A 25,885-nucleotide genomic window follows, 5' to 3' on the forward strand; every position below is an offset into this window, starting at 1 on the left:
GGGCGATGCGACTCACGGTGAACGGTGAGGCTTGCGCATTCTGCTGCTACGGCTGCTGTATCGCCTACCAGGTCAAGCACGGCAAAACCGAGGAATGGGAGGCCGCTTGGCTGCTGATTCGGCTCGGTGTCGGCGGCTTTCTCTCTATGAACATCATGCTGTTCAGCCTGCTCCTGTACAGCGACGCCTTCAGCGGCGCGGATGCCGAGATGCTTCCCTGGATTCATCTTCTGCTCTGGCTGTTCGCAACACCCGCGGTGATCATTCTCGGCGGACCGTTTCTCCGCGAGGCGTGGCTCCACGGCATGGAGGGGCGCCTGACCTCCTCGGCACTCATCGTGCTCGGCGTCGGCGCCGCCTACTTTTATTCCGCTTTTGCCACCATCGAGGGCAGCCCGCAGGTTTACTTCGATACGGCCACCATGGTGCTGATGCTGTTCACCGCGGGCTACTATCTCGACGCCGCCGGGCGTGCACGGGCGGCGCGTGACCTGCAGCCGCTCTTGGCCGCGGAAAGTGAGTGGGCCACCGTCGTCATTGGCGACGGAGAGTACCGCCGGCCGGCGCGCGAGGTTGACGCAGGTGTGCTGGTTCGAGTTCGGCCGGGCGAACGCATTCCCGTCGACGGCGTGATCATGGAGGGCGAATCGCACACTGACGAGGCCCTGGTCACAGGCGAAAGCCGGCAGATCGCCAAGGGCGTCGGCTCGCATGTGATCGCCGGCAGCATCAATCTTGACGGGCCGCTCCTGATCCAAAGCTGCGGCGTGGCAAACGCGACCCGCTGGGCGCAGATTTGTCGATCGGTACGGGATGCATTGATCCGCCGCAGCCCGAGCCAGCGTCTCGCCGACAACATTGTAGGCGTCTTCGTGCCGATTATTCTCGTGCTGGGCATTGGAGCGTCGGTGTACTGGGCGCAGCACTTACCGCTCGACCGTGCGCTATTGATCGGGCTTGCGGTACTGGTGGTGGCCTGTCCCTGCGCAGTCGGGCTGGCGGCACCGATGGCCACCTCGCTCGGCATCGGACGGCTGGCCCGACACGGCTGCCTGGTGCGCGACCCGGCCGCGCTTGAGGCGCTGGCGCGCATCCGGCTGATCGCCTTTGACAAGACCGGCACGCTCACCTCGGGTCAGGCGCGCGTTGTCGCTATCGACAGCGATGGAACCAGCGCCGATGCGGTGCTCGCGCATGCCGCCGGACTGGAGCGTCATTCCGAGCACGGCTTGGCCCGCGCCATAGCTGCAGCGGCAGCTGCGCGCGGGCTCGAGCCAGTCGCCATCCACGACGTTCGAGTCGTGCCGGGGCGTGGCATCCGTGGCAAATCGGACGGTCGGATCGTAGCGGCAGGCAGCGCCGCATTGATGCGGGAGTTGGGTTGGTCGCTGACGCCAAATCTGGCTGAGTACGGGAGACGGCGTGAAGCGAGCAGCCATTCCGTGATCTATGTCGGCTGGGGCGAGCAGGCATATGCTGTGCTTTCACTTGACGATACGCCGCTGCCGGAGGCGCGCTCGACCGTCGAAGCGCTGCTCCGACGTGGGGTGCGCGTAACGCTGTTGACCGGCGATCTTCCGGCAGCCGCAGTGCGGATTGCCGCTGCGGTTGGAATTGAGAGCGGCGATATCGAGGCGGGCCTCACACCCGAGGCCAAACGCGCGGCGCTGGAACGCCTCCGGCATGACCATGGCATGGTAGCGATGGTAGGCGACGGCCTCAATGACGCACCGGTGTTGGCCGGAGCCGATGTCGGGATCGCCGTCGGTTCGGCGACGGACCTCGCTCGCGAGGCCGCAGCGGTCGTGCTCCCACCCGAGGGGCTACGGACGCTGCCGTGGGTGATCGACGTCGCTCGCGCAGTTCGCGCGACCATTCTCACCAACCTGGCATGGGCGTTCGGCTATAATCTCATCGCCATTGGGCTGGCGATGGTCGGAGTCCTCCAGCCAGTGCTGGCGGCGGCAGTGATGGCCGGCTCAAGCATCGTCGTCGTCCTGAATTCGCTGCGGCTGGAGCGGCTGCCCGAACCAGTTCCATCCGCCGCGGCGGAGAGCGCTCCTGCACCTCGCAGCACGGCCACTTCAAATCAGAAAGCGGCATAGCCGAACGTGTCACGCGTAAAGGCAGTGTACCAGCTTTGCGCCTCGCGTGCGGTCCGGTGGCGAGTTTCGGCGCTTTCCTGCACCTGACTGACGAAAGTGTCGACGATCTTGATCGTTCCGGCCACGGGCTTGAAGCTGACAGCATTACTCACCGCATCGTCGGGACTAAGATGGGTATAGCAAGTGTTGAACAAATGAGGCGGAACGCGCTCGGACCCGGTCAGCGCCGCGGCTATGGCAAAAGCGCAGGCCTTGGCCTGGCTATTCGCAACGAACGCCGATTTCGGCATATCGCCGGCAGTGCTCGCATCGCCCACCACATGGATTCCCGGCTGTAGCTTCGACTCGAACGTTATGGGATCGATCGGGCACCAGCCAGATTGATCCACGAGGCCGTTTTGCTGCGCGAACTGGCCGGCCATTTGCGGGGGTATGACATTTGCGACCGCGGCCTTGAATGTCTCGCTCGCGGTCTTGACAGAACGCTCCTTCACATCGATGGCCTTTATCCCACCGGTGAATTGGGCGGGTAGCCATTCGATCATACCCCTATAGTGGCGTTCCCAAGCATCCAGAAATAGATCCTGCGCGTTGAAGCTATCTTTCGCATCGAGGATCAGGATCCTCGAGCGCGGCTTATGCTGTTTGAAATAATAAGCAACCAGAGAGGCACGTTCGTATGGGGCGGGCGGACAGCGGAACGGGTTAGGGGGCGCGACGAGCACAAAGACGCCGCCATCCTCCATGCTTTCGAGTTGCCGTCGCAGCAGCTGCGTCTGCGGGCCCGCGTTCCAGGCGTGCGGAATGACCTGCGTTGCCGCCTCGTCATAGCCGGCGATGGCGTCGTAATTGAAAGTGATGCCAGGGGCAACGACCACGCGGTCGTAAGGTAATTTTGGACCACTCTTGAGCCCGACGGTTTTTGCGACCGGATCAACCGCTGTCACGGAGTCATGAATAACATTGATGCCATGTCGTTGCGCCAGCGTCTCATAGCCATGCGTAAGCGCCTCGAGCGAGCATAGCCCGGCGAGATAAAGGTTGCTGAAAAAGCAGGTCGTATAGTTCGGCTTTGGCTCAACCAGCGTGATCTCGATCGTTGGCGCGCTGACGGCCAAGTATTTGGCGGCCGTGGCACCGCCGATGCCGCCGCCGACGACGACAACCCTCGCCTTGGATTCGCTTGCAGCCAATCGAGGACCGAGCCCTGCAAGGACCATTGCTCCTGTCGAGCGGCCGAACTCTCGACGCGTCCAGGACTTCATGGCCTGACCTGCCTGTTCAGTGTTGCGAGATAGCGCGCCACCGTCGCGAGTTCTTCATCACTGAGCGACAGGGCGATGCCACGCATGATATGGCTCGGGCGCTCACGGGATTTGTACGCAAGCATTGCGCGGGTGAGCATCTCCGGACTAATGCCGAGGATCGTCGGAATACCACCATCGCCGCCATCCAGACGATGGCAGGACGCGCACATCGCGGCGAGTTGGGCTCCACCATCGCGATCCGCTGTCTGGCTGGGATCGACGAAAGTAATGACCGAACCTGCAGCGATGGAAGCGGCGATGATTTTGCGCATGCTGAGTCCGGCTCCATCCCCGTGTCTGCGATCGCCGATCCCTTTGCTCATGGCGTGAAAAGGAGCATGGCAACATCACTACAGCATCATTAGGCGACAGTGAGCTGGTGCTCCAACACATGGATGCCGCCGCCATCCTCTTCCCAAATGAACTCGAGCCGGCCGCTCTCTGTCGCGCGCAAGTAGAACTCGATAAAAGGATTCGTCGCCATCGCTTCGTGGAGATCGACGCTGAACACCACGACGTCATTGTGGCGGCAAATAAACTTGTTGACGATCTTGCGCGGGATGACGTTGCCTTGGTCATCGTGCCGCAGCCCGGTCTCCATCGGATGGCTGATCAGGGTTTTGACCAAAAACACTTCACCGCTCGCGGCGGTGCTTGGCACTTGTACACGGGGTGTCGGAGCGAACATTCCGCACCTCCTTCCGGGACGTCATTTGCATCCGTTGGTGGCGACCTCGACCCAGGTCTCGGTCATCAGCAACGTGCCGTCGTTCATCTCCGCCACCGCCAGAACATATTGCGGTTCGGCAAGGCGAATGCGCGTCGACACGCGCGGCTCGCTGCGTTGCGGGACGAAATGAAACGTGGCGACCTCAATTAGCGGGTTTCGTGGCGCCAGCACAGAAACGTGCCTGACGTGATCGGCTTCCGTCATGGGACTATCGATCGCGAGCGTAAGCGGCACCGTGTATCCATTCGGAAAGGTCCGCGGCATCACCAGATGCACACGATCGGATGCGGTCGGGGTTTTTCCGGTCAGCTGCGTGACGAGATCCACCGCGTAATCGTCCAGGGGCGGTGATAGGGCGAGAGCGGCGCTTGCAAAGCCGGTGCTCCCCGCAACGGCGGCGGTCAAGACGGTTCGGCGCGTAACGCCAATTGGTTTTATCTTCAACGCGAGATCCTCGCTATCGACAGGCGGAACTCTCCAAGCGGGCGCTCGATGTTTCTAACGTTAAAATCTTACCATGGGTGCTCTCACAAGACGGCTCCTCCTTCTCGCGGGGGCTGCGACCGTCGGCGCGGCCGAGGGGGGCGTGTGCGCGATCGCGATCGGCTCAGAATTCCATGTCGCCGCGATGGTGGTCGTGGTCATGGCCCGGCAAAGGTGGAGGCGGCGGCGTCGGCAGCTCGGCAACCATGGCCTCAGTGGTGATGAGTAGGCCGGCGACTGAGATCGCGTCCTGCAGCGCGGTTCGCACCACCTTGGTTGGATCGATGATGCCCCTGGAGACCAGGTCGCCGTACTCGCCGGTTTGGGCATCATAACCCCAGTTGTACTGCTCCTTCTCCAGGATCTTGCCGATCACCACCGAGGCGTCGGCGCCGGCGTTTAGTGCTATCTGGCGCGCTGGCCAGCTGATTGCCTTCTTGACGATGTCAACGCCATGCTTCTGGTCCTCGTTGGCAGGCTTCACCCGGTCGAGCACCTTGGCGGCGCGGAGCAGCGCCACCCCGCCGCCCGGCAAAATGCCTTCTTCGACCGCGGCACGGGTGGCATGCATCGCGTCGTCGACACGATCCTTGCGTTCCCTCGCGTCGATCTCGGTGGCTCCCCCGACATGGATCACTGCCACCCCGCCGGCGAGCTTGGCAAGCCGCTCCTCTAGCTTCTCGCGGTCATAGTCGGAGGTGGTCTCCGCGATGTACTGCTTAATTTCGTTGATGCGGGCCTCGATGTCCGCCTTCTTGCCGGCGCCGCCGACGATCATGGTGCTCTCCTTGTCGATCACTGCCGTTCTGGCGCGGCCGAGCATGTCGAGCGTGGCGTTCTCAAGCTTCATGCCGAGATCTTCCAAGATGGCGGTACCACCGGTAAGGATGGCGATGTCTTGCAGCATCGCCTTGCGGCGATCGCCAAAGCCGGGCGCTTTCACCGCCGCGACCTTGAGGCCGCCGCGCAGCTTGTTGACCACGAGGGTGGCGAGTGCATCGCCTTCGACCTCTTCGGCGATAATGAGCAGCGGCTTACCCGTCTGCGCCAGCGCTTCCAACAGTGGCAGCAGTTCCCGCAAGTCCGAGAGCTTCTTCTCATACGCAAGGACGTAGGGATTCTCCATATCGACCCGCATCTTGTCGGCATTGGTGATGAAGTAGGGCGAGAGATAACCCCGATCGAACTGCATGCCCTCGACTACGTCGAGCTCCGTCTCAAGCGACTTCGCTTCTTCGGCCGTGATCACGCCCTCATTGCCTACCTTTTTCATGGCCTCGGCGAGCAACTTGCCGATTTCGGCATCGCCATTGGCGGAGATGGTGCCGACCTGCGCGATCTCGTCGTTGGACGTTATCTTCTTCGCGTTCCTCTTGAGATCCTCGACGACCGCCTCGGCCGCAAGGTCGAGGCCGCGCTTCAGGTCCATCGGATTCATGCCGGCGACGACCGCCTTGGTGCCTTCGCGAACGAGGGAAGCCGCCAGCACGATTGCAGTGGTTGTGCCGTCACCGGCGGCATAGGAGGTCTTGCTCGCGACCTCGCGCACGAGCCGCGCCCCCATGTTCTCGAATTTGTTCTCGAGCTCGATATCTCCGGCGACCGTCACACCGTCCTTGGTAATGCGGGGTGCCCCAAACGACTTTTCCATTACGACGTTGCGGCCCTTGGGCCCGAGCGTCACCTGCACCGCGTTGGCGAGAATGTCGATACCGCGCAGCATGCTTTCACGGGCCCTGCCGGAAAATGCGATTTGCTTGCCTACCATGGATGGCTCCCGATTTGATCAGGTGACCTCGCGGGCGCCGAGGGCGTCTAAGTCCGAATTTGCGGTTCTCCCTTTGATTGTCCGCACAACAGCGTCCCTCGGAGCGTGCACCTGCGGCGCGCTTGCGCTGGTGATTTCAACCCATACGATTTCAAGCCGTTCAGTGTTTTAAGCTGGCGGCCAAAAAGCCAATCAATTTGCTTTGCCGCGGCATTAAGAATATCTTATCGGGGTGATCACGACCCGGCAGCTATGTTATCTTGATGCGCTTGCCCGTCATCAACATTTCGGACGAGCCGCGGCGGAGTGTTGTGTCAGCCAGCCCGCCCTTTCAATGCAGATCCACGAACTGGAAGGGCTTCTCGGCATAGAGTTGATCGAGCGGCGCCCGGGCGCGCCGATGTTCACCGAACTTGGCATCGAGATCGCGCAACGCGCCGGAGTGGTCCTTGGTGCAGTGCGCGACCTGACAGACCTGGCTCAACACAGAGCCAAGGTGCTGAGCGGAACGTTGCGCCTTGGCGTCATCCCGACGCTGGCGCCGTATTTATTGCCGCGGTTGCTGCCCCAACTGGAACTCGGGTATCCCGATCTGCGCCTTGATTTGGTGGAAGCACAGACCAAGGTGCTGCTCGCGGATCTCGAGCGTGGCGCTCTTGAAGTATTGTTGTTGGCGTTGCCGCTCAAGGCGGCTGCGGTTGAAGTTTTCTATCTCATGAGAGACCGCTTCCTCTTTGCTGTTCCCGCCGACGACCCTCTTCCGGAAACGGCGCGCGTGACGCCCGGCGAGGTGAAGAAGCGTAAGCTCATTCTGCTGGAAGAAGGCCATTGTCTGCGGGATCAGGCGCTCGACTATTGTGCCAAGGGGCGTTGGACTGTGGCCTCGAGCCTCAGTGCAACGAGCCTTGCAACGGTCATGCAGATGGTGGCGAGCGGATATGGCGCCACGCTGGTGCCAGAAGTCGCGGCCGATGTCGAGCTGCGCGACGACCGAGTGAAGCTCCTGCGTTTTGTCGAACCGCAGCCCGGCCGCCGTATCGGGCTTGCGTGGCGCCGGACGTCTCCACGCAAGGTGGACTTCCTGGCGCTTGGTCAGGTGGTGAAGAACGCGCTGAACGCACCCGTCCGGCCGCAATGTATCCGCCACGAGCGCACCGGCCTGCGAACGGAAATCTAGTGGTGCCGCGCGGGACCTGCAGAACGGTATAGCGGCCGAAAAGAAGCTCTGTGAAAACCGCGATTTCGCGTCGCCGACGACCCCTGCTTCTGACGGGAGCAATCAAACGTTGAACTACGAATCTGATCGGTCGGCGTTCGAATCTCTTTGGGCGCGCCAAAATGCACGATATTCCGCGATATTTTGCGATGGGAGTCGATCGGGAGTGCCGGCCTCTCGATCGACTGATCTTGCAAGCTGTGGTGGGCAGGAATCTTGCCCCTGGCTCGGTGACTGTTTGCCAGTTCGCGGAGTTTGTTAGACGCCTGTCGACTGCAAACGCGATTTGTCCATCTTCCGGCGTCCATTCGTCGCCGCACACGCTCTGCTCATTCCCGCTCCATCATGTCGGCGATCGCCTTGATGCGGCTTCTGGCGTATTTCGGCAGGCCGGCGCTTAGCGAATCGCCGCTGTTGAAGGAGCTGTTGCCCATGAGCAGTTGCGCGGGCACGAGGTTTCGCAGCATGGGTGTATTGCTGTATTCCTTTTGCTTGTTCAGCACGTCGTTCCTGACCGCAATCAGGATGTAGACCGTCGCGATGGCGGCTTCCCGCTCGGTCGGATGCTGTTGCAGAACCGCAAGCAGCTTGCCGAACTGGATGACCTGGTTGACCCAAAAGATGTTCTGCTCGAGCCCGCCGGTAACCGTGGAGTCGAGCCCTGTCAGGCTCGGCAGCTCGGCAAGGTGCGGCTGCATGACCAACATCATCTCACTCTGGAACTCGATGAAATCCGGAATGGGCTTTTTGCTCTCCTCGCGCAGCTTGTTGGCAAGCTGAATGCCCGCCGGAATTTTCCCTTCGAACATGTAGCGGGACTGCACGCAGATCGCCTTCACGTCCTCGCACCAGCGGCGATTCGGCGCACGGTTGTGCGCGGCGCCCGCGTCCTTGTTGGGAACAACATCGCCCGCCGTAATCGGCCGGTGCTTGACTGCCGGATCGATCTGCTCGAGGAACGCGACATTCGCATACCGCGATAGATCCAATGCCGCTGCCGGTCTTGGAAGTCGAAACCGCGCCTCCGCCTGGTAGACCGAGAGCTTCAGCTTGGTTTGTTGGTTGAGCGTGGGCTCAACGAAGCTCGGGAAGAGCGAGAGGAAGCGCCGCTGAACCGGACGTGAGCGGGCCCAATCGTCGAAAGGAATGAGCCCGGTCGAGGAATCGGCGAGTTTGTCGTTGCGTTGGTCGGCGAAGATGACCGTGCGCGGTTTGATCTGTGCGATCGGAACGCTGGCGGCTGCGGGCACGTCCTCCAGCTGGAATTCCTGCGCGGCCGCGCCCGTGCAAGTGGCCACGCAGGCGGCGATGAGGGCAGCGGCACGGTGGATTCTCATGGCGTCAATCTCAATTCAGCCGCCGCCAGAAATAATCGGGATCGACTCGGAGCGGCGGTCGCGGGAGGCGGTCCTCGTCATCGGGATATCCGCGCCAGGAGGGATATTCGCGCGGACCAAGACGCCAGCTCGGGAATGGAAAGGGCAGCCGGTTATCGCCGTAAAGGCGCTTGTCGTGGGACCACTGCTGGAATGGCCCGTCGTCTTCGTCATAAACGCCTCGATAGGCGTAGCTTTCTGCACGCGAGACGATCCGAAATTGCGTGTCATCGATTCTGCCCGACGGATCCCTCTTGAGGTACTCGGTGAAAGCGCGCCCGGAGCCGGCCGGTGCAGGATCGCCGGTATAGGGATCGATCGACAGAGCAACGAGCTGATGCATGGCTTCGCGCGAAGGGCCGTTCAACGCCGTCTTGGGAGCGTGCAGCTCCCAGGCTGCCTGCACGATCGGCTCGAACATCGGCAGCGCGACTTTCCCTCCGGTCTGGCCGCGCCCAAGGGTGCGGCGCCCGCCGTCGCTGTTGTCGTAGCCGACCCAGATGGCGACGGTGACGTCATTTGTGAAACCGACGAACCAGGCATCGGCCGAATTATCAGTGGTACCGGTCTTGCCGCCGACATAGGGCGAGAGATGCTTCACCGCGCGCGCGGTTCCGCGCGCGAGCACGCCCTGCAGCATTGATTTCAACTGGTAAAACGATGCGCGGTCGGCGAAGCCGATCCAGGACACCGCATGCGGATCGTGCTGGTAGATTGGGCGGCCGTCCTGTTCGATCGTTTCGATCGCATGGGGCTGGGGTCGTGCGCCTTCGTTGGCGATCGCTGCATAGAACGCCGCAAGGTCGATGAGCCGCACAGTTTGGGCACCGAGCACGAACGGGTAGTAGCGCATGCATTCTTTGTAGAGCTGCGCTTCCATCGCGATCTCGCAGACCCGGTCGAGGCCTCGCTCGGCGCTGTCGTCGAGACCGGTCGCGAGCAGTTGCGCGGTGGCGAGATTCCGGGAGTTTTCCAGCGCGCGCCGCAGTGTAATGGCGCCCGAAGCGCCGCCCTCGTAGTTCTTCGGCGACCAGAAACCACGCTGCCGCGCGGAGACCGTCGCGCCGATCGGTGCCAGCGTAATGGGTTCGTCCATCACCAGCGTGTTGGGCTGCAATCCCTTCCGAAGGGCGGCGAGGTAGGTCAGCGGCTTGAAGGTGGAGCCGGGTTGTCGCAGGCTCTGGACCACGCGGTTGAGCTGGCTTGCCGGATACGAAAAGCCGCCGGCCATCGCGAGAATGCGGCCGGTTTCGTTCCCGAGTACGAGCGCCGCTCCCTGCACGGTCGGTCGAATGCGCAGATCGGCACGCGCCGCTTGCTTACCGTTGGCTTTGCGCACCTGCACGTAGACCACGTCGTACGGCTTGAGACCGCGCCGGATCGCGACGCTCCAGGTGTTCAGCGGCAGGATGCTTCCGTCGGTCAGACCGACGTTGATCGCATCGCCGCGCTTGCCATGCGTATTCTCCAGGACGACTGCCGATTCCCAGTGAACGTCATAGAGAGGGAGCCGCGTCGTCTTCAACGCCACGAGCCAGGCCGGCTCCGTGGCCTTCAGATCAGCCGCTCTCAGACGGACAGCATCGGAAATGTTCGCCTCGGGTCCCTCAAATTTGTAACGATTGGTGTTCAGCTCGTACCGCGCGAGACCCTCCTGCAATGTCGCTTCGACTATGCGCTGCAAGGCCGAATTGACGGTCGAGTGCACCGTGTAGGAGGAATTGGTGAGAGTATCGAGGCCCGCGAGCACCTTCGCCTCGCGGGCGATGTGATCGACGAAGTGAAAGCCGAAGTCCCGTCGCGTCGGAAGGTACTCGACGAACTGCGGCAATACTGCTTGCGCCGCGGCGGCGTCGATCATAGCGTCGTCCTGCATGCGGCCCAGCACGTAGGCAAGGCGCTCGCGCGCGCGCTCAGGGTGGTGGTCGGGATTGAAGTAGTTGGGCCCCTTGGCGAGCCCGGCGAGCAGCGCACCCTCGACTGCGGAGAGCGCCTTGGCTGGTTTGCCGAAATAGCTGCGCGCCGCCATCTCGATGCCCCAAGCTCCGCGACCGAGATAAATCGAGTTGAGATAGAGCTCGAGGATTTCCGCCTTGGTCAGAGCCCGCTCCATCCGCGAGGCAACGATCATTTCGCGCAGTTTTCTTTCGTAAGTGATATCGTTGCCCACCAGCAGGTTCTTGGCGACCTGCTGCGTAATGGTCGAGCCGCCCCGCGGCCGGCCCGGCTGCGCGAAGTTGCCGATGAAGGCGCGGACCAGTCCGCGCTCGTCAATGCCGGTGTGTTGGAAGAAGCGCTTGTCCTCGGCGGCGATGAACGCGTTGCGCACCGCTTCCGGGATATCCGCAAGCCTGACCCAGATGCGGCGATTGTTCGGCGCGTAAATCTCGGCAACACGCTGGCTCTTGTTATCGAGGATTACGCTGGTGCCCGGAAGCCTGAGGTGCTTGAGCTGCTCGGCGTCGGGCAGATCCTTGACCGCGCTGTTGTAGAAAGCGATGACCTGACCAAGATCAACCGGAGATCCTTCCACGTTTTCGACTTTGCAGAACTGCCTGTAGGCCACGTGGAGGTCGGCCAGATTCAGTCCTTTGAGCGCCTTGATCTCGCTGCTCAACGCTTCCTTGTCGTCCATGGCAGTGGCAATCAGATCGTCCAGGTTGATGTCCTCGATGTCGAAAGCCTTGCGCATGTGGGCGCAGCCGGCACCCAAAAGCTGCGCCACCTCGAAGCGGTCGCGCGCCGCATCGAATTCCGTCTTGACCTCATCCGGACGGGTAGTGACCTGGCTGAAGGCAAGCGCCGTGGCGAAGATCTTGATGAGAATCGAGTCCATGACCTGCCGACGGTCGAAAACCGCCTCCGTAAGGTCCCTTTTTGTAGAACAATGTTAGACAAGGCTGTTTTGGGGAAAAAGTTCCCGCTAGCTCGCTTTGGCCGCGGTGGGATGCCGGTCATTCAGGGGGAAAGACAGTGGGGACCGGTGCCGCCGGTGCACGGCGATGCGCATGTCGAGATTAGACCCTCGAGCTACCAAAAAACGCCGTTGTCCTGGGCGCTGGGTCCCTGGATTCAGGTGTGCTGCACACACCGTTCGTTCCTCGACTCAGGAGATTCGACCGGTTGCGGCGGCCGACGTCACTCGGTCAACGAGCTCCGGGCCTTCAGCACCGCTCCGACCTGGCCGGGCCATGGAACCAACGCTGCGGCAGAGCGTTTTAGAAACACCGCATTGGCAGTGCACTCATGAATGCCACTCTTCCGGTCGTGCTTGCTGCGGCGCTCCTCAGCGCCGCCATCGCCACGATGCCTGCGGACGCTGCTCCTCGAAAAAAGAAGACCCGGGCTCTTGCCGCGGTCCCCCCTGCAGCTAGCGTCGCTCAGCCACCCACGGACAGATTTTTGGCCTGCGACGTTCGGGTGCGAGACTATCTCCGCGAAGGCGGAGCCGCGATACGGGTCACCAAGATTGAAGTGGATGATGCCCGACTGCAGTTGAACATTCATCATGAGTACGGAGAGGCGGGAAAGTCGTCTCGAAAATACCTGCGCGGGGACAGCGAAGAAGAAATGCGCAAAAATCTGCGCGGAATATTGGATGAGTTCGCGGCGGCTGCGAAGGCCGCAGCGGCTGGTCGCGCTTGGTATGTGATCGCTGCTCGCAAGGTCATGCCGGAGCTCCGCGATGGTTCGGGCGAGAACACGAGTCCGTGGACGGCCATTGTCCTCGCGGATTTCGAGGGAAAATGCAGACCCATCACGTTCTATCAGTCTGTCGATCGGAACAAGCTCAATCCTGAATTGAGCAAGAAATTGGATGAGTGAAGTTTTGCGCTTGAAGTGATTTGCAGTCGTAGCGACCGCACCCGGACGCCATGAGAGGCGCGGCGAGGATGCTTAACTCAAGATAGCGCCAAGTTGGCAGTTTTGTGTGTCGCCGAGGCCTTGTCAGCGCTGTTCATGGAGCCCGGCGCTACGCCGGCAGCTTCAACCACGACAGAGGAGAGGCCCGGTTCGGTCTTGACGGTTCGGCTCGGCCGAGGCCTCACGTCGCATCACGCAATTGACCGACCAGCCGCCATGGATGGCAACTCATGGTACTCGGCATACGGAAGATTGCCGCTCAACACGCGTAGCGCAGGATCGGCGGCCGTCGCAGATTATCCAGTGGCGGCGCTTGCCCGGGCCGACGCATCATAGCGCCACAGCGAAACAATAGTGCCCATCTTCGCGGCGTGCACGAATACCTCTTCCATCCACTGCTCAAGCAACCGACGCCAAGGCACTGACGCCGAATTTATCTTTGATACAGGCCGACGAGGGTTGCTTCCGCGATCGTATGGTTACGTGCTTCCCGCTCGACGTCCCTGCAAGGCGTATTGCTGTGCACTCGCAGGTGCTCCGCGGAGAGGGCGAGAAGCCGGAAGTGATAGCGGTGAGGTCCGTGGCCATGAGGGGGACAAGGGCCGCCATAGCCCAGCTTCCGAAAATCGTTGACCGCCTGTTTCATTTTTGTGTCCTGCGCGGCCCCGACCGCAAGTTCCACCACGGTCGGTGGAATATCGTAGGCCGCCCAATGGTGCCATGTGCCGGAGGGCGCATCGGGATCGTCACAGAGCACGACGAAACTCCGCGTTCCGGCTGGCGCGCCGGACCATTGCAAAGGCGGGGAAAGGTTGTCCCCATCGCAGGTAAAGCGTCGCGGAATGACCGAACCATCGGCGAACGCACTTGATGCGAGTTCCATATGTTTTCTCCTTCAGGCCGCAGGAGACATCGCCTCGGGCTTGACGAGCTCTTGAGGATGGCTCCGCCAGCGGATCAGCATCGTCTTGCGCACGCGATCGCGCAACCGAACGATGGATCGAAAATCGGTACCCGCCCGCGCCGGCGTTGTGTAGTATGCTGATTTGGCGTCGCAAGAGAGCGGCAATATTGACGCCATTCGCGAAGATGCGCGGAAGGTTCGCTGCGGGAAGACTGCTTGCCATGCGGCCGCTTCTCCATCCCAGCCTGGTTAACGGACGCTACGGCGACCCGACGGTCTATGTTGAGACGTTGTTCGAAAAGCGCGGTCTGCTGTTCGATATCGGGGAAATCGCCTCGCTATCGCCGCGGAAGATACAACGTGTCGACCAAATCTTTGTCTCGCATGCGCATATCGATCATTTCGTTGGATTCGACCATCTGCTCCGTTTGCTGGTGGGGCGCGAGAAATCTGTGCACCTCTACGGCCCGTCCGGATTCGCCGAGCGCGTCCATCACAAACTTCAGGGCTATCATTGGAACCTGGTTGACAGCTATCGCTGCGATCTCGTTTTCATCGTGAGTGAGCTCGCGACGCCGCATTCCGTCTCCACCACGCAGTTCCGGCTGAAAAGGGCTTTTGTCGCAGAGCAATTGGTCGCGAACGCCACGTTTGACGGCATACTGTACAGGGAGCCGACCTATCACGTATCGGCCGCCATCCTGGAGCATCGCGTGCCTTGCCTCGGCTTTGCGCTGCAGGAGGCAGCGCATGTCAACGTTTGGAAGAACCGATTAGCCGACCGCGGGCTGCCTGTCGGCCCGTGGCTGCGGGCGCTCAAGAATGCCATTGTCGAAGGCCGTCCTGACGATCATTTGATCCATATCGATGGATCGGCGACATCGGACAGTCGGCTCGTTCGGCTTGGTAGCCTGCGCGATCTCTTGACTGTCGTTGCCGGCCAGAAGATTGCCTATATCACCGATGTCGCCGACACGGTCGCCAACCGTGCCGCGATCGTTGCTCTCGTTCAGGATGCAGACGTGCTCTTCATTGAGGCGGCTTTTGCAGGGACGGATGCCGCATTGGCGAAGCAGCGCGCGCATCTGACGACCACTGCGGCAGGACAGATTGCGCGAGACGCCAACGTGCGCCGCGTCGAGCCGTTTCATTTCTCGCCGCGTTATGCGGGGGAGGAGGGGCGGATGTTGGCCGAAGTGATGGCGGCGTTCGGGAGGCCCTGCGCCTGATCGGAAGGAGTGACACGCCATTGCTGATGCTCTGGCCTGCTGAGGCGGCATTTCATGCGTGACGAACCGCAGGTGCAGACCACTCAGCCACAGCGGCATTCGCTGCGGCTCTTTTTGTGCGGAGATGTCATGTGCGGACGCGGCATCGATCAGGTGCTGGCGTACCCCTGTAGCCCAGAACTGTACGAGAATTACATGCGATCGGCGGAGGATTATGTGCTGATCGCCGAGCAGGTGAACGGCCGCATTCCGCGGCGCAACGGGCCGTCTTACGTCTGGGGCGTTGCACTGGACGAATTCAAGCGCATGCAACCGGACGCTCGCATCATCAATCTCGAAACGGCCGTGACCCGCGGCGACGATCGCGCGCACAGGGGGATCAATTACCGCATGAGCCCCGAGAATGCAGCATGTCTCGCGGCCGCGAGGATCGACTGTTGTGCATTGGCCAATAACCATACGCTCGATTGGGGACGGGCCGGCTTGCTGGAGACGCTGGCGACCCTGCAAAAGATGAACGTCAAGACAGCGGGTGCGGGGCACAATGATCACGAAGCCTGCGCACCAGCAACGCTGAAGTTTTCGACGGCGCGGCTTCTGTTTTTTTCGTTCGGCACCGTTTCGAGCGGCATTCCTCCCGACTGGGCGGCAACAGCCCATACACCCGGTATCAATTTGTTGTCCGGGGTGTCCGAACAGGACGCTTCGAGGGTTGCCAATCAAATCGCCGCGCTCAAGCGCCCGGACGATCTTGTCGTCGTTTCAATTCATTGGGGATCCAATTGGGGATATCATGTTCCAGATGAACAGATGGCTTTCGCTCGAACTCTCATCGACGAAGCAGGGGTATCTGTGGTTCACGGACATTCTTCGCATCACCCAAGAGCCATCGAAATCTATCGCAATCGTCTCATTCTCTATGGCTGCGGCGATTTTCTGAACGATTATGAGGGCATTCGTGGCTACGAGCAGTACCGGGACGATCTGGCGCTGATGTATTTTGCGGACCTGCAGCGGACCAGCGGAAGCCTCCAAGCACTGAATCTGGTTCCCCTGCAGATCAGGAACTTTCGATTATCCTATCCGTCGCGCCAGGACGTGGAATGGCTACAACAGACGCTGGATCGGCAATGTCAGCGGTTCAGAACAAGGGTTATGTTCGATTCTGACAGACAGCTTGTGGTGACCCACTCGACGCCAGCGACCTGACCCTCCAGAAAGATCAAAGCCGGCGAACAAATGACGACCGGCCGAAGGTCTTCTGTGAAAGCAAGGCAGCGCGGTCGGCACGCCACACGGCTAACCGCCTTCAACTGATCCAGATGAAACGCCACGCCCGCCTCAAGGAGGCGGGGTTCCGTCCTTCCGCAAGGTGCGGCCATGGTCGTGGCAACAAGTCTCCGAGCTTTCATTGCCCGGAATAATGAGCGATAATCAATAAGCTGGTCGCTGCGGGTGCCCAGCGGGACGCAATCGGTGCACGGAGATGATAGAGGCCGATGCCTGAGCGGATGTACAGTCCAGACAGCGATATCGATGCCACAAGAGCAAGCGCTCGTTTGCCCGGCCTCGACATCGACATCATTCACCGGCAATCGCCGAATGGTGATTGGGAGCAGATGTCAATCAACCTGCGGGCAACACCGTCCTTTGAAGCGCTCGGATCCTCGTTCGAGGCAGCTAACCCTTTTTCGTTTTGGGTGCAGGCCACACGACTGATGTGGACGCCGTGGCTGCTCACGGCGCAGACGATGATGCTGCCAGCAGGCCGGCCGCGAACGCTCCCGAGCGCCGTCCATCCTGAGCAAGAGGCGCCGACGGCTAACGGTTAGCGAGCCAAAGGATCAGGGAAAGGATCACGCTGACCAGCAGCGATGTTGCGAGCGGGATATAAACGCGGAAGTTGTCGCGCTCGATGACGATGTCGCCGGGCAGGCGGCCCAAACCGATCTTGCTGATCACTGGCCATAGCAGCCCAAGCACAACGAGCGACAAGCCGAAGATGATGAGCAGACGCGAGATCGACATTGCGCCGAGCCTACGATCACAGTGGGCGAGCCGATTGAGGGAGAGCAAAGCGGGATTCGGCGTGCTGCTGTGACCGCGGTCCGCCATACGGCTCGGATGGGTCAGTATAGCGTTTTCGAGTGAAGTGGACACACGCACTTGCGTAAGCTGACACCATGATTGCACTGTTCACGGATTTTGGGTTGCACGGCCCCTATACGGGTCAGATGAAGGCGGTGCTGCATCAGATGGCGCCGGGCATACCCATTATTGACCTGTTCGCCGATGCGCCAGTCGGCAATCCCAAGGCGTCGGCGTATCTGTTGGCGGCCTATGCTGCATGGTTTCCGGTGCGAACCGTCTTTCTCTGCGTTGTCGATCCCGGCGTCGGCGGGAATCGGCCATCCATTTTTCTCGAGGCCGACGGCCGCTGGTATATCGGCCCCGGCAACGGCTTGTTTGAGCTGATCCAGCGCAGAGCCCGAGAGACGCGCAACTGGGACATCGACTGGAAGCCGAAGCATCTCTCGGCCAGTTTTCACGGGCGCGACCTCTTCGCCCCGGTGGCGGCCATGCTGGCGCGCGGTGATCCGCCGCCCGGCCGACCTCGTCACGATGGCGCAGATCGTCGGGCAGACTGGCCGGATGACCTGTGCGAGATCGTTTACATCGACCACTACGGCAATGCGATGACCGGGGTGAGGGCGGCTATGCTGCCGCCCGGCGCAAGGCTGACCGTCGTGGATCGGGTTCTGGACCGCGCGAGGACCTTCAGTGATCTGCCGTCAGGCGCGGCTTTCTGGTATGAGAATTCCAACGGGCTTGCCGAAATTGCCGTCAATCAGGGGCGGGCGGACCGCGATCTCGGTCTTGCCATCGGCGGCCCGGTCGAGATCGTCGCATGAACAAAGGTCTGTCGCTTTGACCCGAAGGCAGCATTCGACTAAACAGCGCCCTCATCCGCATCGGCCGAAGCCGCCGGAGCGCCGCGACGAGCCGCAGGCGAGCACTAACAGGCGCCTTGCGGAGCAGACCCGCAAGATCATGCGCAAGCACTACATGAGCAAATACCGGTTGCAGTGAAATCGTGAAGACTGAACTTTGAAGCAAGCCTCCGATGGTCGCTGGAGACATCTCGCGTGTAGCTTGACTGTGCGTGTGTCGCGAAGGTGGAAGTGCTCCGCGACGTGGCTGCCGAGCGCGGACCGGGAAAGATGCAAGCTCTTGAATTCGCCGCTGGCTGCGCGATAATCTGCTGCTGGACGGCGCGTCGCTCCGCAGTCCGCGCGAGGATGCCGGAGGCATCCAGTACAGGCCTTAATTGCCGTCCCGATCCGCTCGGCCAGGGCCTCACGCCCCAACCTCATGCGGCTGCTGCGCTTCAGCCCTGTCCGAATGCAAGGACTCATTGTGATGTTGCAGCTTGGCACGCCGGCCGCAGCGTCGGCGGCCTCCGCTTGGTGACCGTCGCGGCTACCGACCACCAGACGGTCCCCGACACTTTAGGGCGAGCGGTGGATTTGAGAAGTCAGCCCATTGGTCGAGGGAGGATGTGCTATGAGAGCCTCGCCAGACTATTCGCGTCGTCGCTTCCTTCATGCCGGCGCAGCAGCAACCGTTGTCGCCGCGGCGACAACGCCCGTTCGTGCGGCCGCCGAGGCGGGTACGCAATCGCCACCCTCGACGGCGACGGCGCCGCGGATTCTGCGCAAGCCACCGCTGCCTGAATTGGAGCGCATCGCCAAATCCTACAACTTGGCTCTCAGCCGCGACGATCTGACGTCGTTCCGCAACCTCATGGACGGCGTGCTCGCGTCGTACCGTCGCCTGGACCAGTTCGCGGAGCCGACATTGGCGGTGAAGTACCCGCGGGACGCGGGGTTTCGACCAGGTGTCTCGGACAATCGGCTCAACGCCTGGTACTGGAGGTGCTCGATCAAAGGCGCAACGTCGGGGCCTCTCGCGGGCAAGAAAATCGCCATCAAAGACAATGTGTGCGTTGCCGGCATCCCGATGATGAACGGTTCCAACGTGCTGGAGGGCTATGTCCCCGACGTGGACGCAACCATTGTGACCCGCATCCTCGATGCCGGTGGAGAGATCGTCGGCAAGGCCGTGTGCGAGCATCTTTGCTTCTCGGGCGGTAGCCATACCTCCGATACTGGGCCCGTACTCAATCCGCACGATCCGAAGCGATCTGCCGGAGGCTCCTCCAGCGGCAGCGCGGCACTCGTCGTCGCCGGCGAGTGCGACATGGCCATCGGGGGCGACCAGGGAGGGTCGATCCGAATTCCCAGCTCTTTCTGCGGAGCGGTTGGCCACAAGCCAACCCACGGGCTTGTGCCCTACACAGGTGTCTTCCCGATTGAATTAACACTTGATCATACCGGACCCATTGCCCGTACCGCCGGCGATGCCGCCCGGCTTCTCGAGGTGCTCGCCGGAGCCGATGGCCTCGACCCGCGCCAACCGGCGGGACTGCGTACCGAAGCGTATACCAAGCAGCTCACCGGAGACGCCCGCGGCCTGCGGATCGGGATCGTTAAGGAAGGGTTTGGCTGGCCCAATTCCGAGCCCGATGTCGACGCCATGGTGCGCGAGGCGGCACAGCGCTTGACGCGAGCGGGAGGAACCGTGAGCGAGGTATCGATCCCCCTCCACCGCGACGGCATCCATATCTGGAACGCCATCGCCGTCGAGGGCGCCACGGCGCTGATGGTCGCGGGCAACAGCATGGGAACCAACTGGAAAGGGCACTACACGACTTCGCTGCTGGACTTCTACGGTCGGAGCCGGCGGGTGCGCGCCAACGACCTTTCGGAGACCGTCAAGCTCGTTGTCCTGCTCGGCCAGTACATGCAGGACAATTACCAGGGCCGCTACTACGCGAAGGCCCAAAACCTCGCGCGCGTGCTACGCGCCGCCTACGATGAGCAACTCAAAGGCGTCGATCTCCTGCTCATGCCGACGTTACCTTTGAAGGCCACGTTACTCCCACCGCCGGACGCGAGCCGCGAGGACTACGTTGCGCGGGCACTCGAGATGATTTCCAACACTTGCCCGTTCGACGTCACTGGCCATCCTGCCGCGACGGTTCCGGTAGGCATGTCGACAGGGCTCCCCGTCGGCATGATGCTGGTCGGACGCCACTGGGAGGACGGCACCGTGTTGCGTGCGGCTGACGCGTTTCAGATTGTCGGGTAGACGGCAGGCAGCGAATTGCCGGCTAACGGCACCGCCGAGATTCAAGGTTCGGAAACAGGAGGCCCGCGAGCCGACGAGCGACGCGGGCTGCCCTGACATCGATACCAGGCTCGTCTGCCGACGCGGAGTCGGGGCCTCGTGCCGGGATCATGAGGAGGTCAGGCCATGGAGATCGAACGCACGACATTCGGCACCATCACCATTGACGGGAAGACCTATGAACACGACGTGATCATTCGGCTGTCCGGCGAAGTGGCAAAGCGGAAGAAGAAGCTGTCGAAGAAGTACTACGGCACCTCGCATGTCCTCTCGAAGGACGAAGCGAAGTTCGTCTTTGAGGACGGATGCGAGCAGCTAATTCTTGGCTCGGGCCAGATGGGCAATGTGCATCTATCGCCGGAAGCTGAGGCGTATTTTGCGAGAAAGGGCTGCACGGTTCTGCTGCAGCCGACGCCTGAGGCGATCCATACGTTCAACAACTCGCGCGCGAAGAAGATCGGCCTTTTTCACGTTACCTGTTGAATCGGTGAATTACGGTCTGCATCCTCGAAGACCTGCTACTGCAAGTAGAGCCAAGCTAACCCACCGTCGGTCGCCCGCTTTCTCATTTATACCAACTGATTACCCACTAACGGGCTCGGGTCGGTCAAGCCGGGACTTGTAGGACTTTCGATCCGTTGTAATGTGAGGGACGCATGCGGAATCCGTATGGCTGCTTCCCGAAGGGCGCAGCCTCACAATAAGCAGGCGCGAACCAACGTGCCGGTTTTGGATAGAGACCGACATGGCCGTTGGTGGATCGTTTGACACGTTCCCCAAGCTGCTGGCGCGAAATGCCGTGCAGTTTAGCAGCCGTCCTGCGTTTCGGCACAAGGATCTCGGCATCTGGCAGACGTGGACCTGGGCCCAGGTCGCAGAGATCGTGCGCGCTTACGCTGCGGGCTTGCATCGACTTGGACTACAGCCAGGAGACACGATCGCCATCGTTGGCTCCAACCGGCCGAAGCTCTATTGGACGCTGATGGCAGCGCAAGTGCTGCGCGCGATTCCGGTTCCGGTCTATGCGGATGCAGTGGCCGACGAGCTTGCTTATGTTCTCGCTCACGCCGACGTGAAGTTTGTTGCGGCGCAAGATCAGGAGCAGGTCGACAAGGTCTTTTCTATATCCGACCGGGTGCCGCACCTCCATAAGGTCGTCTATGACGAGCCGCGTGGCCTCGATGACTACGGCCACGACCGATTGATCGCAATCGGCGATGTCATCGAAGACGGCCGCGCCGCGCTTGCGGCCAGCGCGGCGCTCGGCAGGCAGATCGATGGGTTCACCCGGCAGGGCGAAGGTTCTGACATCTCGATCATCCTCTACACCTCGGGAACAACCGGCGCGTCGAAGGGCGTCATGCTGTCGGCGCGAGGCTGCATCGACGCTGCGACTGATACCGTCAGGTTCGACAGCCTGACCGACAAGGACGTGGCACTCGCCTACCTGCCGCTCGCCTGGGTTGGAGATCATTACCTCAACTATGCACAGGGCATTGTCGCTGGATTCTGCATGGCGTGTCCCGAGAGCGGTGAGACGATCGAGCAGGATCGGCGCGAGATCGGACCAACCTTCTATTTCGCCCCGCCGCGTGGTTTCGAGGCCATGCTGACGCGGGTGATGATCCGCATGGAGGACGCTGCAGCCATCAAGCGGCGCATGTTCAACTACTTCCTTGGCATTGCGCGGCGGTATGGCGAGTCGATTTTGACCGGAAAGCCGGTACCGCTGTTTGGCCGGTTGCTCTATGCGCTCGGGCACTTGATGGTCTACGAGCCCCTCAAGAACGTTCTTGGCCTGTCTCGCGTGCGCGTCGCCTATACTGCGGGCGAGGCCATCGGTCCGGATCTGTTCGCGTTCTACCGCTCGATCGGATTGAACCTGAAGCAACTGTACGGTCAGACCGAAGCGTTCCTTTACGTTACCTGCCAGCCTGACGGTGAGATCTACTCCGATACGGTCGGCCCGGCTGCACCGAACGTCGACATCCGCATTGCGGAAACAGGCGAGGTGCAGTTCCGATCACCCGGCATGTTCGTCGGATACTTCAAGGATCAGGCGAAAACCGTGGAGGCCATGACGTCCGACGGCTACGTCAAGACCGGCGACGCCGGTTTCTTCGACGAGAGGACCGGGCACCTCAAGATCATCGATCGCGCGAAGGACGTTGGTCGGCTGGCTGACGGCACGATGTTTGCGCCGAAGTATCTTGAGAACAAGTTGAAGTTCTTTCCCAACATCAAGGAAGCAGTCGTTTACGGCGACTCCAGGGATTTCGTTTGCGCCTTTCTTAATATCGACCCGGTCGCTGTAGCAAACTGGGCCGAACGTAACAACCTCGCATACGGTTCCTATCAGGAGCTGGCGGGCCATCCGCTGGTCTACGACATGGTGGCAAAAGATGTTGCCGAGGTGAACCGCTCTCTCGCGGAGGGAACGGTGCTGGCGGGCGCGCAGATTCGCCGCTTTCTCATTCTGCATAAGGAACTCGACGCAGACGATGGCGAATTGACCCGCACCCAGAAAGTTCGCCGCGGGTTCATCGCCGAGCGCTATGCGCCACTGGTCACGGCGCTCTACGACGGTTCGCATGAGGCGGACATTTCCACCGAGGTCACCTTTGAGGATGGCCGCAAGGGCGTGATCGCGGCTCGGGTCAAGATCCGCGACCTGCAAACAATTGGTGCGACAGAACCTTTGGGGAAAGCCGCATGAGGATGCCGGATACGAGCGAAATCTTGCTTCTGGTCCAGGGGGTATCGCTGGCGTTTGGCGGCGTGAAAGCGCTGAAGGACGTTTCGTTTGACATCAGGAAAGGCGAAATTCGCGCCATCATCGGGCCGAACGGCGCCGGAAAAACCTCGATGCTCAACGTCATCAACGGCTTCTATCATCCGAACCATGGCGCCATCACCTTCAAAGGACGGACCCGCGCCCAGATGCAGCCGTTCGAGGCGTCCCGTGGCGGCATCGCGCGCACCTTTCAAAACGTCGCGCTGTTCAAGGGAATGAGCGCGCTCGACAATATTATGGCTGGCCGCACATTGAGGATGCGCCGGGGCCTTTTTTGGCAGATGCTGCGCTACGGCCCTGCGCTGGCGGAGGAGATCGAGCATCGGCACCGGGTCGAGGAGATCATCGATTTTCTGGAGATTGAGGCGATCCGCAAGGTGCCTGTTGCGCGTTTGCCATATGGCCTGCAGAAACGCGTCGAACTCGGCCGCGCCCTTGCGATGGAGCCTGATCTTCTTCTCCTCGACGAGCCGATGGCAGGCATGAACCTCGAGGAGAAGGAGGACATGTCGCGGTTCATCATCGACGTGAACAATCATTACGGCACGACTATTGCGCTGATCGAGCACGACATGGCTGTGGTGATGGATCTCTCCCATCGCGTGGCGGTGCTCGATCACGGCGTGAAGATCGCTGACGGCACCCCGGATGAGGTCAAGAGGAATCAGGGCGTGATCGACGCCTATCTCGGCGTCGCGCATTAAGGAGCGTTGCGTGATCGCGTTGGGTCAATTTCTTGAAGTGCTGATCGGCGGATTGATGTCCGGCGTGCTGTATTCGCTGGTCGCGCTCGGCTTCGTGTTGATCTTCAAGGCATCCGGCGTCTTTAACTTTGCGCAAGGCGCAATGGTGTTGCTCGCCGGGCTTGCACTGGTTCGCTCGCTCGACCTGCTGGTGGCCAACGGCTTCTCGCTTTGGGCTGCGATCATCCTAGGCATTGGCTTCGCTGCCGTAATCATGGCGATAACGGCCTGGCTGATCGAGCGATTCGTGATCGGACCGCTTGTCAACCAGGACGCCCTTACGCTGTTCATGTCCACCATCGGCGTGACATTCATCCTTGAGGGTGCGGCGCAGATGATCTTCGGTTCCGATGCTTACCCTTTGCGGCTGTTTCCGACGGACGCCTGGTTCCTGCTTGAAAATCTCTTTCCTGGTGGAATTCTGGTCAACAAGCTGGATGTCTGGGGCGGCTTTATCGCCGGCATTCTGGTCGCGGGCCTCGCGATATTCTTCCAGCGCACCAAGACCGGTCGCGCACTCAGGGCAGTTGCCGACGACCACTTGGCCGCTCAGTCGGTCGGGATTCCAATCAGCTGGATCTGGTTCGTGGTCTGGCTTGCTGCCGGTCTCGTTGCGCTGGTTGCGGCGACCGTGTGGGGTACCAAGCTGGGCGTACAGTTCTCCATCACCTTTCTCGCGCTGAAGGCCTTGCCGGTTCTCATCATCGGGGGCTTGACCTCCATTCCGGGAGCCATCGTCGGCGGGCTCATTGTGGGGGCGGGCGAGAAGATCGCCGAGGTGTTCCTGGGGGCGCATATAGGTGGCGGCATCGAATATTGGTTCGCCTATGTGCTGGCGTTGGCGGTGCTGCTCGTGCGGCCGCAGGGGCTGTTCGGCGAGCGGATCATCGAACGTATCTGAGACGAGGAGTTCGTTGTGCTTTATCGTGAGGCTGGCCAATTCAAGACGACCTACGCGGAGGACATGGCGATCTTCCCGATCCGCCAGGACCGTATGGCGCTTGCCATCTTGCTCGGTATCGCCTTCATCGGGGTGCCGCTGCTGGCCGACTTCGACATTTGGCCGTTCGGCAGCGACTATCTGCTCCGCGCCATTCTGCTGCCCTTCCTGATCCTCGCGCTCGCCGCTATCGGCGTAAACATCCTTGTCGGCTATTGCGGCCAGATCTCGCTCGGCAGCGGCGCGTTCATGGCCATCGGCGCCTACTCTGCCTACAAGTTGGGGACCGGCGTTCATATTCCGCTTGCCTGGCTTGGTTTCGCGATTTCGATTCCGCCGTTGCCCGTACTGTTATCTATTTTGCTCGGCGGGCTCGCGGCGGCGGTTGTCGGCATCCTCTTCGGTATTCCCAGTCTGCGGATCAAGGGCCTCTATCTGGCGGTTGCAACACTGGCAGCGCAGTTCTTCTTTGACTGGGTGTTCCTGCGGGTGTCGTGGTTCACCAATTATGCGCCGTCCGGGTCGGTCAATGCACCGACACTGGATTTCTTCGGTCTGAACGTAGGCACGCCGATCGAGCGCTATATGCTGTGCCTGATCTTCGTAACCGTGTTCGCGGTGCTGGCGAAGAACCTCGTTCGCGGCAATCTCGGCAGACAGTGGATGGCAATCCGCGACATGGACATAGCCGCCGAGCTGATCGGCATCCGGCCACTCTACGCAAAGCTAACGGCTTTTGCGGTCTCTTCATTTATCATCGGCGTGGCGGGCGCACTCTGGGCGTTCGTCTATCTGGGCTCGTGGGAGCCGCTCGCTTTCTCGATCGACCGTTCGCTGCAGCTTCTGTTCATGGTGATCATCGGCGGGTTGGGATCGATCATGGGTTCGTTCGTCGGTGCGGCCTTTATCCTCATTCTGCCGATCATGCTGAACCTGATTCCAACCCAGCTCGGTGTGCCGCTGTCGACAGAGACGATTACTCATCTGGAATTCATCATCTTTGGATCGTTGATCTGCTATCTTCTCATCAAGGAGCCGCATGGGTTTGCCCGGCTCATATCGATCGGCAAGGAGAAGCTCAGACTTTGGCCGTTTCCCTACTGAAGGGGCGGGCAGTGCGACGGAAGCCGAAGATCGCAACGCGGAGCGGCGGTCGTTGGCAAAAGGAGGAAGGAA

Annotated in this window: 22 protein-coding genes; 13 read left to right on the top strand and 9 right to left on the bottom strand. The window is 61.1% G+C overall.

Annotated features, from left to right (window positions below; all coding sequences use genetic code 11):
• Window positions 1-5 precede the first annotated feature (5 nt).
• Window positions 6-2,105, top strand: a complete 2,100-nt coding sequence (locus V1294_RS12840) for a heavy metal translocating P-type ATPase (protein ID WP_334497498.1) — start codon at window positions 6-8, stop codon at window positions 2,103-2,105.
• Here the strand turns inward: V1294_RS12840 and V1294_RS12845 are convergent.
• From V1294_RS12845 to groL, 5 genes are all read right to left on the bottom strand, one after another.
• Window positions 2,090-3,370 carry an NAD(P)/FAD-dependent oxidoreductase gene (locus V1294_RS12845; protein WP_334497500.1) on the bottom strand — a complete coding sequence of 427 codons (1,281 nt, stop codon included), beginning with the start codon at window positions 3,368-3,370 and terminating at the stop codon, window positions 2,090-2,092. The two genes, V1294_RS12840 and V1294_RS12845, sit on opposite strands and share 16 nt — an antisense overlap.
• On the bottom strand, window positions 3,367-3,684 hold the full coding sequence (locus tag V1294_RS12850; RefSeq protein WP_334497502.1) for a c-type cytochrome: 318 nt from the start codon (window positions 3,682-3,684) through the stop codon (window positions 3,367-3,369). The genes V1294_RS12845 and V1294_RS12850 overlap by 4 nt, the downstream gene beginning before the upstream one ends.
• 89 nt (window positions 3,685-3,773) lie before the next feature.
• A complete protein-coding gene (soxZ, locus tag V1294_RS12855) occupies window positions 3,774-4,100 on the bottom strand; it encodes a thiosulfate oxidation carrier complex protein SoxZ (RefSeq protein WP_334483483.1) in 327 nt (108 codons plus the stop codon).
• Window positions 4,101-4,121: 21 nt separating this feature from the next.
• Window positions 4,122-4,469 (bottom strand): thiosulfate oxidation carrier protein SoxY, encoded by a 348-nt coding sequence (locus tag V1294_RS12860; protein WP_334497504.1) that lies wholly within the window; start codon window positions 4,467-4,469, stop codon window positions 4,122-4,124.
• A 280-nt stretch (window positions 4,470-4,749) separates the two neighbouring features.
• Entirely contained in the window at window positions 4,750-6,393 is a 1,644-nt protein-coding gene (gene groL / locus V1294_RS12865) for a chaperonin GroEL (protein WP_334497506.1), read from the bottom strand.
• Between the two features lie 232 nt (window positions 6,394-6,625).
• Here groL and V1294_RS12870 point away from each other — a divergent pair, with 232 nt between their 5' ends.
• Entirely contained in the window at window positions 6,626-7,570 is a 945-nt protein-coding gene (locus tag V1294_RS12870; protein ID WP_334483477.1) for a LysR substrate-binding domain-containing protein, read from the top strand.
• Window positions 7,571-7,938: 368 nt separating this feature from the next.
• On the opposite strand, the gene V1294_RS12875 is transcribed toward V1294_RS12870, so the two are convergent.
• Together V1294_RS12875 and V1294_RS12880 are read right to left on the bottom strand one after the other, a co-directional pair.
• Entirely contained in the window at window positions 7,939-8,946 is a 1,008-nt protein-coding gene (locus V1294_RS12875) for a hypothetical protein (RefSeq protein ID WP_334497508.1), read from the bottom strand.
• Between the two features lie 10 nt (window positions 8,947-8,956).
• A complete protein-coding gene (locus tag V1294_RS12880) occupies window positions 8,957-11,821 on the bottom strand; it encodes a penicillin-binding protein 1A (protein ID WP_334497510.1) in 2,865 nt (954 codons plus the stop codon).
• Between the two features lie 410 nt (window positions 11,822-12,231).
• Between V1294_RS12880 and V1294_RS12885 the strand changes: the two genes are divergently transcribed.
• Window positions 12,232-12,810: a hypothetical protein gene (locus V1294_RS12885; protein WP_334483470.1), complete on the top strand. Its 579-nt coding sequence runs from the start codon at window positions 12,232-12,234 to the stop codon at window positions 12,808-12,810.
• 472 nt (window positions 12,811-13,282) lie between these two features.
• Here V1294_RS12885 and V1294_RS12890 read toward each other — a convergent pair whose 3' ends face one another.
• On the bottom strand, window positions 13,283-13,732 hold the full coding sequence (locus V1294_RS12890; protein WP_334483467.1) for a YbhB/YbcL family Raf kinase inhibitor-like protein: 450 nt from the start codon (window positions 13,730-13,732) through the stop codon (window positions 13,283-13,285).
• Between the two features lie 242 nt (window positions 13,733-13,974).
• Here V1294_RS12890 and V1294_RS12895 point away from each other — a divergent pair, with 242 nt between their 5' ends.
• From V1294_RS12895 to V1294_RS12905, 3 genes are all read left to right on the top strand, one after another.
• On the top strand, window positions 13,975-14,982 hold the full coding sequence (locus V1294_RS12895; protein ID WP_334497512.1) for a ribonuclease Z: 1,008 nt from the start codon (window positions 13,975-13,977) through the stop codon (window positions 14,980-14,982).
• A gap of 54 nt (window positions 14,983-15,036) precedes the next feature.
• A complete protein-coding gene (locus V1294_RS12900) occupies window positions 15,037-16,191 on the top strand; it encodes a CapA family protein (protein WP_334497514.1) in 1,155 nt (384 codons plus the stop codon).
• A gap of 290 nt (window positions 16,192-16,481) precedes the next feature.
• Window positions 16,482-16,814, top strand: a complete 333-nt coding sequence (locus V1294_RS12905; protein ID WP_334497516.1) for a hypothetical protein — start codon at window positions 16,482-16,484, stop codon at window positions 16,812-16,814.
• Here V1294_RS12905 and V1294_RS12910 read toward each other — a convergent pair.
• The gene (locus tag V1294_RS12910; protein WP_334497518.1) at window positions 16,804-17,097 is read right to left on the bottom strand and encodes a DUF2905 domain-containing protein; all 294 of its coding nucleotides are present in this window, start codon (window positions 17,095-17,097) and stop codon (window positions 16,804-16,806) included. The two genes, V1294_RS12905 and V1294_RS12910, sit on opposite strands and share 11 nt — an antisense overlap.
• 68 nt (window positions 17,098-17,165) lie before the next feature.
• Here V1294_RS12910 and V1294_RS12915 point away from each other — a divergent pair, with 68 nt between their 5' ends.
• The 7 genes from V1294_RS12915 to V1294_RS12945 all read left to right on the top strand — a co-directional run bounded on the left by V1294_RS12915 (window position 17,166) and on the right by V1294_RS12945 (window position 25,813).
• Window positions 17,166-17,894 (top strand): SAM hydrolase/SAM-dependent halogenase family protein, encoded by a 729-nt coding sequence (locus tag V1294_RS12915; protein ID WP_334497520.1) that lies wholly within the window; start codon window positions 17,166-17,168, stop codon window positions 17,892-17,894.
• 652 nt (window positions 17,895-18,546) lie between these two features.
• Window positions 18,547-20,193, top strand: coding sequence for an amidase (locus V1294_RS12920; protein WP_334497522.1), 1,647 nt, complete (start codon window positions 18,547-18,549; stop codon window positions 20,191-20,193).
• A gap of 165 nt (window positions 20,194-20,358) precedes the next feature.
• Window positions 20,359-20,715, top strand: a complete 357-nt coding sequence (locus tag V1294_RS12925; protein ID WP_334497524.1) for an Mth938-like domain-containing protein — start codon at window positions 20,359-20,361, stop codon at window positions 20,713-20,715.
• Between the two features lie 262 nt (window positions 20,716-20,977).
• Window positions 20,978-22,948, top strand: a complete 1,971-nt coding sequence (locus tag V1294_RS12930; protein ID WP_334497526.1) for an AMP-binding protein — start codon at window positions 20,978-20,980, stop codon at window positions 22,946-22,948.
• A complete protein-coding gene (locus V1294_RS12935; RefSeq protein ID WP_334497529.1) occupies window positions 22,945-23,730 on the top strand; it encodes an ABC transporter ATP-binding protein in 786 nt (261 codons plus the stop codon). Before V1294_RS12930 ends, V1294_RS12935 begins: the two co-directional genes overlap by 4 nt.
• A gap of 10 nt (window positions 23,731-23,740) precedes the next feature.
• Window positions 23,741-24,670 (top strand): branched-chain amino acid ABC transporter permease, encoded by a 930-nt coding sequence (locus V1294_RS12940; RefSeq protein WP_334497531.1) that lies wholly within the window; start codon window positions 23,741-23,743, stop codon window positions 24,668-24,670.
• A 15-nt stretch (window positions 24,671-24,685) separates the two neighbouring features.
• Window positions 24,686-25,813, top strand: coding sequence for a branched-chain amino acid ABC transporter permease (locus V1294_RS12945; RefSeq protein WP_334483434.1), 1,128 nt, complete (start codon window positions 24,686-24,688; stop codon window positions 25,811-25,813).
• The last annotated feature ends 72 nt before the right edge of the window (window positions 25,814-25,885 follow it).

Origin of the sequence: Bradyrhizobium sp. AZCC 1678 (assembly GCF_036924765.1) — a bacterium.
GTDB classification, from domain to species: Bacteria; Pseudomonadota; Alphaproteobacteria; order Rhizobiales; family Xanthobacteraceae; genus Bradyrhizobium; species Bradyrhizobium algeriense.